The organism is Rivularia sp. UHCC 0363, from assembly GCF_034931125.1.
Classification (GTDB): Bacteria; Cyanobacteriota; Cyanobacteriia; order Cyanobacteriales; family Nostocaceae; genus Rivularia.
This window is the reverse complement of the sequence record NZ_JAYGHM010000010.1, coordinates 100,395-113,281: the sequence shown is the minus strand read 5'-3', so window position 1 is coordinate 113,281 and position 12,887 is coordinate 100,395. Positions and strand designations below refer to the sequence as shown.

The following is a 12,887-nucleotide window of genomic DNA, read 5'->3' as shown; positions in this document are numbered from 1 at the left end:
GTTAGGAGTTAGGAGTTAGGAGTTAGGAGTTAGGAGTTATCTTTCTCCTTGTCCCCTTGTCCCCTTGTCCCTTGTCCCTTTATCATCCTTAATTGATGACAAACAAACTTCAACCTTGGTACTGGCAAAAACTTCCTTTGAATGAGCGTACTGGTAGTGATGTTTTTGCTCGTTTATTTGTTGCTAATTGTGATATAGCGACTCTTTTAGAAAGTCCTTATCCAATTCAAGAAAATCCCCAATTAGCTCGCTATTCTATTTGCGCTGGTAATCCGCGAATAATTGACGGTGTTCGGCAGATGTGGACACCTAATGTCGGTGAAATATTACCTTTTCTTGAACAACTACTCACAAGAAAAACAGCAGATGATTCTTCTCCCCCTCTTCCGTTTACTGGGGGTTGGTTGGGTTGGTTGGGTTACGATGTAGCTTGGGAAATTGAAGCGCTACCCAGGTTAAAATCTGATACTTTACCGTTTCCAGTAGCTTTCTGGTACGAACCGGAATGTTTTGCAGTGTTGGATCATAAGCAACAAGTTTTGTGGTTAGCTGCGAGTAATACAGGTCAACTTGATGATTTAGTTGATCGTCTTGAGCAAGAATTGCCAAATTCCTATTCTCCACATTTACATGATACTCAACCTAGGCTGCAATTACTTACCTCTCAAGCTGATTATCAAGCGGCTGTTTTGCAAGCAAAGAAATATATTCAAGCAGGAGATATTTTTCAAACTAACTTATCCGTCCGCTTTCAAACTCAAACATCTGCTTCTGGATGGGAAATTTATCAAGCTTTACAAAAAATCAATCCTTCACCTTTTGCGAGCTACTTCAAAACTGCGATCGGTGAAGTTGTTAGCTGTTCGCCGGAAAGATTAGTCCAAGTATACGATCACCTGGCTCAAACTCGACCAATTGCAGGTACGCGCAAACGGGGTACGACTCCCGCAGAAGATCGGGAATTAGCGCAAGAATTGCTCAGTAACAGCAAGGAACGAGCCGAACATATTATGCTCGTAGATTTGGAGCGTAACGATTTGGGACGAGTTTGTGAATGGGGAAGCGTCAACGTAGATGAATTGCTGACAATTGAGCGCTACAGTCATGTGATGCATCTTGTTAGCAATATTAAAGGGTCTTTAAGATCCAGATGTACTACAATCGACTTGATTCGTGCGATGTTTCCAGGTGGTACCATAACTGGCTGTCCTAAAGTTCGCTGCATGGAAATTATTGAAGAATTAGAACCTGTAAGACGCAGTTTATTTTATGGTTCCTGTGGCTATTTAGATCGAAGCGGTAATTTAGATTTGAATATCTTGATTCGCACCTTACTAGTGGCTCCCGAAGCAAAGAAGTCTTTCAACCCTCTTGCTCCATCGGAAATTACACCATATCATTTATCTAGCTCCATCCAAGAGGTCAATCCTCAATCATCCAGAGTAAATCTACACTACCCAATTAATTCTGTTTGGGGACAAGTTGGAGCTGGTATTGTCGCAGATAGCAATGCCGAAAAAGAATGGGATGAATCTTTGCAAAAAGCGCAAGCACTTTTCAAGGCATTACAACTCTAAGGTAATAGTCGCGCTTTTATGGTTCTGCTTGATTCTGAGCATAAATCCATCGGTCAGTTAGTCAGTTACCCGGAGAGTAAATAGTAATGGCTATCGTATGTTGTTAATTTATTGTTAATATTTTGTACAAAAAATAGCTAGTAATTATGGCAGGATTAGTAGAATAAAGGCTTTTTTTTTGTGAAAAAAAGTTGCAAGCCATTTATGATTTCATTTGCTGTCTGATGGCACATAGATGCGTTTTTGTGCAAATAAATACCGTACCTGCCCCAATTTTAAACATAGGAAACAAATTTTTCGGCAATATCTTATTAGAGAAAGTCCGACTTTTTGTTTTTAACGGCGAAAAGATATATGTACTCGTACCTTGACTACTAAATGAACTCAGAAACCTCCGAAACTTACTTGAATCATCCAACTTGGGGACTGCTCTACAGAATTTGTATGGTAGATCAAAGCCAAGAACTTTTTACCACACTGTATGCTCAGCGGCTATTTTTTCTTGTGGCACATGATGAAAAAGGCATTAAGTTCCAGCCAGTAGGGCGGACAGAGGCGAGAATGATGTTGGAAAATCGGTTGCGTAACCTACGTCGCGGCGGACAATCTATTGAGTACGATCAACTCACTAATATTTTTAAACGCACATTCCAATGACTAGTTCGATCGCCGAACGTATCCGTAAGATTCAAGACTCGCTTCCTGAGTCTGTAAAATTGATTGCTGTTAGTAAGAAAGTTTCGGTTGCAGCTATGCGCGAAGCATATGATGCTGGTATCCGAGATTTTGGCGAAAGCCGGATTCAAGAAGCTGCAAGCAAAATTGACGCGCTACAAGACTTATCGGGTATTACCTGGCACTTTATTGGACATCTACAGAGCAATAAAGCCAAGAAAGCGCTTGCATATTTTCAGTGGCTTCATTCCGTAGATAGCCTGAAATTAGCACAACGCATAAACCTTTTGGCACAAGAGTTAGGAGTTAGCCCCAAAGTTTGCTTGCAGGTCAAAATTCTCCCCGATCCGGGTAAATCTGGCTGGACGATACAGCAACTATTAGACGATTTAAGGGAACTTGACCTTTGCAAAAATTTACAAATTGAAGGTTTGATGACAATTCCGCCATTGGGATTAGATAGCTCGGCAGTTATGAATGTGTTTAATCAAACACAACAATTGATGCGAGAAATTGGCGATCGCAACTTGTCAAACATCAAAATCAAGCAGCTTTCAATGGGAATGTCAGGAGATTATCAGCTAGCAATTCAATCTGGTGCAACCATGATTCGTTTAGGGACAATTTTGTTCGGAGAACGGTCTGTATAAGTCACGACATTTAGGCAGAAAAAGCTAAAAACCTTGATATTGTTCGGTTTTAAGCTGGGAGAAGAAAAATCTGCTTTCTTCACAATTAATCTACCTTTTGATAGATAAGCCGCGATTCGCCAGCACTACATTTAAAACTGGCGAATGTCTATCATAGGGCAATTATTCGTCCGTAAACCCCATAGAAAGCATTGTCATTTGATACAGAATAATTATTTAGTACGCTAGTTGCAAAAGCAACAAAAGATATAGTATTTAGCAAATAATAAAAAATAAAATAAGGGGTAAAAACAGCTTTGCATTGTATAAATACTAGGATATAATCTTGACTCATCATTATACGTAGTTAGAGTGATAACGTTGCTGTGACGTTATGACAATCCAAAACCGCGTAAAATATGCTACAAATAGCGATGAATTGTAACAATTATTTTCTATTTGTAGTGGTAAAAGTTGACAAAAGCAATTTTTACCTTCTCAATGAAAGATGATTGGCACCAGGAGCGTAACAATGAATAACATATTTTCCAGATTGAGAGACTTTGTTGGCTTAAACGAACCAGTAGAGTATGAGTATTACGAAGAAGAACCAGATGCAGATGGTTATGAAAATCTGTATCAAGAGCAGCATCAAACATCACCTGCTCCTCAACCAGAAAGTGTTGCAGTTAATCGACGTTGGCGCGAAGGAGTGCCTACAATGGGAAGCGATGTAGCGTCTTCTTCTACCGCAAAAGCTATGAATAATGTTATTGGTATGCCGGGAGTATTAAACGGTATTTCTGAAGTTTTGGTGCTAGAACCACGCACCTTTGAAGAAATGCCCCAAGCGATTCAAGCATTGCGCGAACGTAAGTCGGTGGTACTAAATTTAACAATTATGGACCCAGACCAAGCTCAGCGTGCTGTAGATTTTGTTGCAGGAGGTACTTACGCCCTTGACGGACATCAAGAGCGCATTGGCGAAAGTATATTTCTGTTCACACCTAGCTGCGTACAGGTCAGTACTACTGGTGGAGTACTTCACGAAGTTCCTCAACCTCCAGTGCGTACCCGTCCTAATCCGCCAAACCAAGCTTGGGGAAACGAACCGAACCACATGGCACAATAAAGATAAACTAGTCATTAGTCATTAGTCATTAGTCCCTTTTCTGCCTGATGACCAATGACGAATGACCAATGACGAATAGTGGGCAATGACAAACAAAAAATTTGGCTTAATTGGCGGTGGGGTAATGGGTGAAGCATTATTATCCCGGATTATCAGTTGTGGAATATATCAACCATCGGAATTTATTGTCAGCGAGCCACTTTCCGAACGTCGAGTTTATTTAGAGCAAGAATACAAAATTTTAGCGATCGCCGATAGCAGCAAGGCGTTTGCTCAAGCCGCAGAAGTAGTATTTTTAGCAGTAAAGCCTCAGATATTCAGTGCAATTGCCCAAGAGTTGGCAGGGGTGATGGAAAGTGGTAGTAAACCATTAATCATTTCTATTTTGGCAGGAGTACCATTAAATCAATTAGAAGCAGCTTTCCCCGGTTTTCCGGTAATTAGAGCCATGCCCAACACCCCCGCTACAGTAGGTGCGGGAATGACTGCAATTTGTAACGGTGCTTACACTAAAACCAAACATACGGAAATAGCAAAACAAATTTTTGAGGCAGTAGGACAAGTAGCAGAAGTACCAGAACATCTAATGGATGCAGTTACCGGGCTTTCCGGTAGCGGTCCGGCTTATGTAGCATTAATGGTAGAAGCCTTAGCTGATGGTGGAGTTGCAGCAGGTTTACCAAGAGCGATCGCCAGTCAGATGGCATTACAAACTGTATTGGGAACGGCACAATTGTTACAAGACAGCCAAATGCACCCAGCAGTATTAAAAGATCGAGTTACCAGCCCCGGAGGTACAACAATTGCCGGGATTGCCCAATTAGAACGAGCCGCATTTCGTTCTGCATTAATTGAAGCAGTCAAAGCCGCTACTAAGCGTTCTGGGGAATTAGGAAAGTGACGAATTGGTAATGGGTAATGGGTAATGGGTAATAGTTAAAAATTTTATTTTGTTTCCAATTACCAATCCCCAATGCCCCATTGCCAATTCCTATTAACTTGTTTTTTACGAAATGTCGAGAAAGTTATTCAAATTCGATGCGGTATAAGTATAATACGTGTAAGTCATGTAAGAGAGATTGATTGATTCGTGCTTAATACGATTTAAATCATATAATTTAAAATCAGTTTGGATGCAATTAAAATTTGAGTGAATTATCCTGCTTTAACCCCAGATGTTGACCCGAGTTCCGTTTTTTCTTTTCAACTGGATCAATTCCAACATGATGCGATAGCTTCTTTGAATGCTGGACGTTCGGTTGTTGTATGTGCGCCCACGGGTTCCGGTAAAACTTTAATTGGGGAATACGCGATTTATCGGGCGTTGGCCAGAGGTAAGCGAGTATTTTATACTACTCCCCTCAAAGCGCTGTCAAATCAAAAATTACGCGATTTTCGTTCCGAGTTCGGTTTGGACTCGGTGGGGCTGTTGACTGGAGATGCTTCTATTAATCGAGATGCTCCAATTTTGGTGATGACTACGGAAATTTTCCGTAATATGCTCTACGGTACGCCGATTGGACAAGTGGGTACTTCTTTAATCGATGTGGAAGCGGTGGTGTTGGATGAATGCCACTATATGAATGACCGTCAACGAGGGACAGTTTGGGAAGAGTCGATTATTTACTGTCCGGAATCAATTCAACTTGTAGCTCTGAGTGCAACTGTTGATAATAGCGGTCAACTAACTGATTGGTTGAATCAAGTTCACGGTCCAACGGATTTGATTTATTCGGATTATCGTCCGGTTCCTCTAGATTTTCATTTTGGCAATAGTCGGGGGCTGTTTCCTTTACTTAATAAAGAGAAAACTCAATTAAATCCTCGGCTCGTAAAAAGAAAAAGGGAAAGAAGCAAACACGTTGCTAGACAAGAATCCCCCAGTATCAGCTTTATTTTAGATCAGTTGCGGCAAAGAGATATGCTGCCAGCAATTTACTTTATTTTTAGTCGCCGGGGTTGCGATCGCGCTGTGGCTGATGTAGGCGATTTATGGCTGGTGAATGGAGATGAAGCCCAAAGATTACGTCCTCAAATTGATGATTTTCTAGCTCGTAATCCCGATGCAGGTCGTGCCGGACACGTAGGTCCGCTGTATCGAGGAATTGCCGCTCACCATGCCGGAATTTTACCCGCTTGGAAAGGTTTAGTAGAAGAATTATTTCAACAAGGTTTAATTAAAGTCGTATTTGCCACGGAAACTCTCGCTGCTGGTATCAATATGCCTGCAAGAACAACCGTAATTTCCACACTTTCTAAACGTACCGATAACGGACATCGTTTACTCAATCCTTCCGAATTCTTGCAAATGGCAGGAAGAGCCGGTCGTCGGGGTATGGATGAAGTCGGTCATGTGGTAACGCTACAAACGCCCTTTGAAGGTACGAAAGAAGCCGGATATTTAGCGACATCTAAACCAGATCCTTTGGTCAGCCAGTTTACACCCAGTTACGGCATGGTGTTAAATTTGCTACAAACCCATACATTGGCGGAAGCGAAAGAATTAGTCGAACGCAGTTTTGGGCAATATTTAGCGAATCTGCATTTACAGCCGCAGTATAACAAGATTTCTGAGGCGAGACAGCAATCAGCAGAAGTTCAGGCGCAAATTGCTCAAATTAGTGACGAAGAAGTCGCACAATATGAAAAGGTGCGTCAGCGCTTGAAAGTGGAACGCAAGCTACTGAAAACTTTGCAAGAGCAAGCAGCAGAGTCCCGAAAGGAAGAATTGAGCATGATGCTGAGTTTTGCCGTTTCAGGAACGCTATTAGGTCTTAAAGGTAATGTTGATTCCACACCAGTAACGTCAGTATTAATCGGTAAAACCCAAGGTTCCGGGCAAGCACCTTTCTTGGTATGTTTGGGACGGGATAACCGCTGGTATGTAAGTTCTGTTAATGATGCGATCAATTTGTACGCTCAGCTACCCCGCATTGACGTACCCCCCGATTTGTTACCACCAAAGTCATTGTCATTGAAACCGGGAGAATCCTGTCGTGGGGATGAGATTACAGCCGCGATCGCCGCACAAATCCCCCAGCCAGGGGATGATTTATCTATGGCTCCGGAAGTGTTAGAACAGCTGCGTTTGGTAACGAGCTTGCAAGAACAAATGGAAAGCAACCCTTTGCATGAATTGGGAAATGCTGCAAGCGTATACAAACGTCAAACCCGCGCTGCGGAATTAGAAGCCGAACTCGAAGAATTGCAATCCCAAGTAGAACAACAGTCGGAACATCATTGGGAAGAATTTATTAAATTAATCGAAATTCTGCAATACTTTGAAGCTTTGGATAATTTAGTACCCACTGAATTGGGGCAAATGGCGGCTGCGATTAGGGGAGAGAATGAATTATGGTTGGGTTTAGTGTTGGCTAGCGGTAAATTGGATCAATTAGACCCCCATCATTTTGCAACTGCGATCGCGGCTTTGGTCACGGAAACTTCTCGTCCCGACAGCAGGGTATTTTTTGAACTTAGCGGTGAAGTTGCCGATGGTTTAGCTTCATTGCGATCAATTCGGCGTAAGGTGTTTCAATTACAGCATAGATACGCCGTGGCTTTACCCGTATGGTTGGAGTTTGAATTAATTGCCTTGGTTGAAAAATGGGCGTTAGGAATGGACTGGGTAGAACTATGTGAAAATACTACCTTAGATGAAGGAGATGTAGTAAGAATTTTACGTCGTACCCTAGATTTGTTATCGCAAATTCCCCACGTTCCCCATTTACCACAAGATATTAAGCGTAATGCTAAACGTGCGATTCAGTTAATCGATCGGTTCCCGGTGAATGAAGTGGTTGAGTAGATTGGGGATTGGGAATGGGTAATTGGGAATGGGTATTAGGTAATTATTTACAACTAGTATTTACATTTCTCTGTTTTTTGTAATAAAAGTTATGGAATTTTGTAATATTTATTGAGTTAATTAAAGGGTTTGTGGGTGTGAAAAAAGAGCTAAAATTATGGCTATGCACTCTGAATGTCGAATTGATAAAGTGTGGCTAGCTCTATCTAGAGGGGAATTTATCTGCTTTCCCGTTGCAAGTTTGTAGTGTTTATGGTTTATTTGATGCACCTAAAATCCGCAGTGTTTCTTGTGTCGCTGCTGTTAAACCGTTAGCACTTTGAATATTCATTTTTTCGTAAGGTTTAGGAATTTTTAGAGTTTTGATGCACTTGAGTGTAGTAATATTCCAAAGTTTGATGGTTTCGTCTTCACCGCAGCTGAATAAAACATAGCTGCGTAGCTGCTTATAAATAAACCTCTGGATTCTTCACACCAGAGGTCAATAAACATTAACTTAGATTATTATGGTACGGACAGATGCTTAAACGAACTATTTTTCAACTGCTGATTTAAATCCTCAGCATAAGCATCAAGTTGTGAAGTTGTCATTGCTTTTAGAACACGCTGATTACCAGAAGGAATTTTAAGCTGATCAATCAACCGCATAATGTCTTGCATTAAATAACCACGTCTCTCATCATCTCGTTTTGCCTGATTATATTGCTCAGTTGTCTTGACTAAAGCAAGAGCGACTTCCAAATGTTTAGTTTTTTCAGGCAGAGAATCAGGAAGATAGGTAACAGCTTCTACTAGATTAACAGTCCATGAGCTATCATTAATAGATGTAGTTTTCATTTTTCGTTTATTCTATTTGAGTACGAGTTTTGAAATTTTACTTACGAGCAATTTAATTAAATGAAGTTAATAGCTTGTCTTAAAAGCTATCAAAAAGGTAAGTGAAACTAAGGGCATTCCAATGGAGTTGGGTGCCTTTTCTATTATGTACAAATACTAATCTGAATAAAAATAAATATCAATAAGCATTTTTACTTATTGCTATTTGTTATCCTATAAAGGAGTATACAGCTACAGATGTATACTAAAACTATGAAGTAACTTATGGTAAGTCAAAAAGATATCGAGCAACGTTTACAGCAGTTAGATTGGACGCTTTACAGGCTGGCAAAGGAATTTGCTGAACTTCGTGCTAATCGTGCAGGGGAAAAAGAAGCCCCTCCTGCATCGCGCTATCACACCTCCCTTGGCAAAGCTATAGATAATCCAGGTACATCCAAACTAGAAACCATTAAAGATATAGTTCAAGTTCTCAACGGAGAGTTAACTATTTTATGGGAATCGGGAAAAGTAGTTACTATTCGACTAGAAGATGAAACCATAGATGCTTTAAAGCTGAGAGCCGAAAATGATGGGAAGACTGTTAATGAGATAGCCAAGCAACTTTTGTTACAAGCATTAACAGGATTTACTGGGCAAAAGTCAAAACAACTCAATTTAGTTATGGCTGAAGAAGCCAAGATTTATCGCTCTTTTCATCCCATTATTGCATCTGCTTATTCTGCTGTAGATCAATGGTTGTCAGAAATCCCAGAAGCAAAAGGATACAAAGAACTTGATTACTCAAAGGATATTTCACATTCATTAGATAAAGCAGATTTAAAAAGTGCAGCATTTCAGTTTTATGCTCTCTTTGCTCGAAACTACTTTGAAGCGATTCATATTTTAGATAATGTCATTCATTCAACTATGCTACTTCATAGCATTAAATATAAACCACGCATTTACTTGGTAGATATTGGTTGTGCAATGGGTGCTGCTACCGCAGCTTTTATTGAAAAAATTTTAACTTTGCCAAAAGAAAGAATTAAATCAAAAACTATAGAAATTTTTTGTGTAGGTATAGAACAAAATATTTATAGCTATGCCATTTATCAAAAGTTGATGCAGGAACTCAAAAAGAAGATTGAGCCATTTAATATTTCATTAACTTTTAAGGCAATTAATGAGCCTTTTTCCCAAGCAATTTTAACTACGATTAGTCTCTTACAAAATAAGTTAAATAATAAAGATTCTTCCGTAAAAGTTTTATCTAATCTTTTTATAACGCAGCTAGATACTGCTTCATGTATTGGTAAATATGATGTTCAGAAAAGAGAAAGAGATAAAAAACTCAAAGCTTTAGGATTAGAACCAGGAAATGATTCAGAAATAGAAAAAGAATTTTGGCAAGATGAAGCACTTTCTTTAAAAAGGTTATTAGAGGAAGTACCTGTTGAAAAATTACATTTGATGACAATAGGAACAAAAAACTTAGAACAATCTCTTCAAAAAATAATTCAAGTTAATGACATCAATCAAGGAATCAATGCTATACACACATCTGTTAACAAATTTATTGGTAAAACCCATAATATTTCTTCTGTTATTGAAGGTAAACAAGTAGTTTATTTTGAAAATCCTGTAAGTAGTTATTGGCAAGATCAACATATTTTAAATCATACTGCACAATTCTATGGTGTTTGTCAAACAATCAAAAATCGCGAACTTGAAGAAGACAATGAATGGAATAGACTAATAAGTCTAGAAAATATAGAGTTAGCTTGGGTCAAAGCAAGAAATAACGTGTTTAATGAATCTTTTTATGATGAAATAGAAATACGCTTGTTTGAAAGCAATCTTGATGAAAACTTACAAAGTCTTGTTGATAACTTAGTTGATAAATTATACTCAGATAATTTTCTTCCTTTTAATCAAGATATAGATTATAAATTTGTTAAAGGTAGAGCAAAAGGTCGTCCAAAGCAGCTAACTCGTTTAGAAGAAGAGATATTAGCTATTGCTATTTTACAAACTATTGGGCAGAAAAATAACTTTGAATTTAATTCATATAAACTTAAATTAGAGCAAACAGAAGATTTATATGAGGATTATTTTCCTAAGTATAAACAGTTTTTAAAGGCATCAGAAAAAAGCGCTAAACTTTATCAAGATGGTGCTGTTTTAAGAACTGATATACAATCATATTACGTCACAGTTATTCAAGAACAGTTAATTGATATTACTGAAAGAGAATTACAAATTAGTAGTATACGGATTCAGTGGTTACTCACTAAACTTCTCAAACAAAACTTGAATAATGGACATCAAGACGGAATAGGACTTAAACAAGGAACTCTGACATCAGGTTTTTATGCCAATTTATATTTAAAAGTTGTTGATGATTATTTTAATGACAAGGAGCGGAAAAATAAAATACAGTACCACCGTTATGTTGATGATATTATTGCAGTTTCTCGACATATTAATTATATCCAAGAATTTGAAACACAATTAAAAATAAAGCTTGAAGAACTAGGACTTAAACTTAATAAATACAAAACTGAACATTATGAAAACATATCAGAATTTTTGCCTAGCGTAGAACTAGATACCGATCTAGATAAATTAAACGAGGAATTTAACTTTACACTTTATCCTTTATGGATAATGGATTACGATTACCGCACTCAGTTTGAATTAGCTAATAGCAGTTATGATGAACAATCATGGTGGAAGTTAATCAGAATTTATCAGCATTGTTTATATTCATTGGGAATTTATGTCACAGAAATACGTTTAAGCCGCAAAATTCATCAAAAATTAGTTGTACAAAATTTAGATCCTAAAAAGCAGTTAAAGTTAGCATCTTTTCCTAACGAACGTAACTTTATCATTATTTCAAAATGGAGTACTCAGTTTCAAGAACTGAATCGTCCTTGGATTGATAGTAAAAATAAAATAAAGTCTAAAGTCGTGAATCTTTTTCAAGACAGCTTAAAAGAATTACTACAAACTTCAGTATCTATTAAGATTAAAGCTGATTCTATCAATGAAAAAGAAAGACGAGAATTAAATATAAAGCAGAGAAAATTACAAACTCGGATTAGATCATCCGTAAATAAATTACTAATATTAGGTTTCGATCAAGTTTGGCAGGAAATTGTTGACCTAATTTGTAACCCTGACTTATTTGTTATTCGCGATCTATTAGATGTTATTGTTGGTTTAGCTTCTCAAGGACATACAGATGCAATTAAGCAACTGTGGGAATACTATCAAACTAATGAAGTTGCGATGGAAGAATCAAGTGAATATATGCGTGCTATTCTTCTCGAAGCATTTCGCTTTCTCCCAATACTTGAATTAGCTGATTGGCAGTTAATATTTAACTCTTCAACAGCAGCTAAATCCGATATTGAAAAACTTAAAGCTACAGAGACTTGGCTATATTTAGGTAAACTTGCCAAGCCATTTATACAACCACAAGATTTTCAAAATATTATCAATGCTTTAAAAAGTGTACCCGCTCCATTTACTCGGCTTAAGAAAAACTACATATTGATTCTAGGAATGTATAATTACCACTTGCCAGATAATATTCCATTTTCAGATGAAGAGAAAAACGATTACTTAATTCAAGATGCTTTAAAACTTGCAGAATCAGGAAAAGTGTCAGAAATCTTCACACAAATTGAACCAGCAAGAGTTAGACAATATTATAACCAAAATCAAAAATCAGTTAATAAAGATAAACATTACTCACTGTGAATAATAAAGATAGTTCAATTTATCGCTTCAAATGCTAGCAAATAATTTACCAGAATTTGTGATCGCGGCTTTGGATGATTGCTAAAAAAGCCAAAATTGATTAACTTACCCTTTAAAGCGCGATCGCTTCCAACCAACTATCCAAATCGGACATCCCTTGAAAATCAAGCAAAGCTTCCCCCAAGTTTTCCAACTGTTCCAAGGAAAGAGATTCGACACGCGATCGCACTTCTTGAGGTAATTCTCCTACCCGTCGAGTTAATTGACGAAGGATGATTGTTTTGGCTTCTGATTCCCTTCCTTCTTGCTTGATTTCCCGGTAAACTCGTGTCTCTTGAAGTGTAATTCCTAGCATTTCTTCTACCTCCCTTTGGGTTAGCTCAAATAGTAAAGTTGGCGATTGTTGAAATAGTTTATAAAAAATCGAATCTCGACGCATGAAAGTTTTAATTTAAAGATTGCACCTTCTGAATTTTACG

Annotated in this window: 8 protein-coding genes and 1 pseudogene; 7 read left to right on the top strand and 2 right to left on the bottom strand. The window is 38.1% G+C overall.

Annotated features, from left to right (window positions below):
• Positions 1-95: 95 nt before the first annotated feature.
• The 6 genes from VB797_RS08305 (at position 96) to VB797_RS08280 (ending at position 7,821) form a co-directional block, all read left to right on the top strand.
• A complete protein-coding gene (locus VB797_RS08305; RefSeq protein ID WP_323237203.1) occupies positions 96-1,577 on the top strand; it encodes an anthranilate synthase component I in 1,482 nt (493 codons plus the stop codon).
• Positions 1,578-1,955: 378 nt separating this feature from the next.
• Positions 1,956-2,234 carry a transcriptional coactivator PipX gene (gene pipX, locus VB797_RS08300; RefSeq protein WP_323237202.1) on the top strand — a complete coding sequence of 93 codons (279 nt, stop codon included), beginning with the start codon at positions 1,956-1,958 and terminating at the stop codon, positions 2,232-2,234.
• Positions 2,231-2,902 (top strand): YggS family pyridoxal phosphate-dependent enzyme, encoded by a 672-nt coding sequence (locus tag VB797_RS08295; protein ID WP_323237201.1) that lies wholly within the window; start codon positions 2,231-2,233, stop codon positions 2,900-2,902. Before pipX ends, VB797_RS08295 begins: the two co-directional genes overlap by 4 nt.
• A gap of 511 nt (positions 2,903-3,413) precedes the next feature.
• Complete coding sequence (locus VB797_RS08290; protein ID WP_323237200.1) at positions 3,414-4,013, top strand: cell division protein SepF; 600 nt, start codon at positions 3,414-3,416, stop codon at positions 4,011-4,013.
• Between the two features lie 85 nt (positions 4,014-4,098).
• Positions 4,099-4,914, top strand: a complete 816-nt coding sequence (gene proC / locus VB797_RS08285) for a pyrroline-5-carboxylate reductase (RefSeq protein ID WP_323237199.1) — start codon at positions 4,099-4,101, stop codon at positions 4,912-4,914.
• Between the two features lie 249 nt (positions 4,915-5,163).
• The gene (locus VB797_RS08280; RefSeq protein WP_323237198.1) at positions 5,164-7,821 is read left to right on the top strand and encodes an RNA helicase; all 2,658 of its coding nucleotides are present in this window, start codon (positions 5,164-5,166) and stop codon (positions 7,819-7,821) included.
• A gap of 504 nt (positions 7,822-8,325) precedes the next feature.
• On the opposite strand, the gene VB797_RS08275 is transcribed toward VB797_RS08280, so the two are convergent.
• On the bottom strand, positions 8,326-8,658 hold the full coding sequence (locus VB797_RS08275; RefSeq protein ID WP_323237197.1) for a hypothetical protein: 333 nt from the start codon (positions 8,656-8,658) through the stop codon (positions 8,326-8,328).
• Between the two features lie 264 nt (positions 8,659-8,922).
• On the opposite strand from VB797_RS08275, the gene VB797_RS08270 reads away from it, so the two are divergent.
• Positions 8,923-12,408: an RNA-directed DNA polymerase gene (locus VB797_RS08270; protein ID WP_323237196.1), complete on the top strand. Its 3,486-nt coding sequence runs from the start codon at positions 8,923-8,925 to the stop codon at positions 12,406-12,408.
• Positions 12,409-12,520: 112 nt separating this feature from the next.
• Here VB797_RS08270 and VB797_RS08265 read toward each other — a convergent pair.
• A pseudogene (locus VB797_RS08265) lies at positions 12,521-12,784 on the bottom strand (DUF4351 domain-containing protein); the annotation flags it as partial.
• Between the last annotated feature and the right edge of the window lie 103 nt (positions 12,785-12,887).

Excerpts from the sequence above, each read along its gene's own strand:
- VB797_RS08290 (WP_323237200.1), top strand. The coding sequence starts at position 3,414 with ATGAATAACATATTTTCCAGATTGAGAGACTTTGTTGGCTTAAACGAA.
- pipX (WP_323237202.1), top strand. The coding sequence starts at position 1,956 with ATGAACTCAGAAACCTCCGAAACTTACTTGAATCATCCAACTTGGGGA.
- VB797_RS08270 (WP_323237196.1), top strand. The coding sequence starts at position 8,923 with ATGGTAAGTCAAAAAGATATCGAGCAACGTTTACAGCAGTTAGATTGG.
- VB797_RS08275 (WP_323237197.1), bottom strand. The coding sequence starts at position 8,658 with ATGAAAACTACATCTATTAATGATAGCTCATGGACTGTTAATCTAGTA.
- proC (WP_323237199.1), top strand. The coding sequence starts at position 4,099 with ATGACAAACAAAAAATTTGGCTTAATTGGCGGTGGGGTAATGGGTGAA.
- VB797_RS08295 (WP_323237201.1), top strand. The coding sequence starts at position 2,231 with ATGACTAGTTCGATCGCCGAACGTATCCGTAAGATTCAAGACTCGCTT.
- VB797_RS08305 (WP_323237203.1), top strand. The coding sequence starts at position 96 with ATGACAAACAAACTTCAACCTTGGTACTGGCAAAAACTTCCTTTGAAT.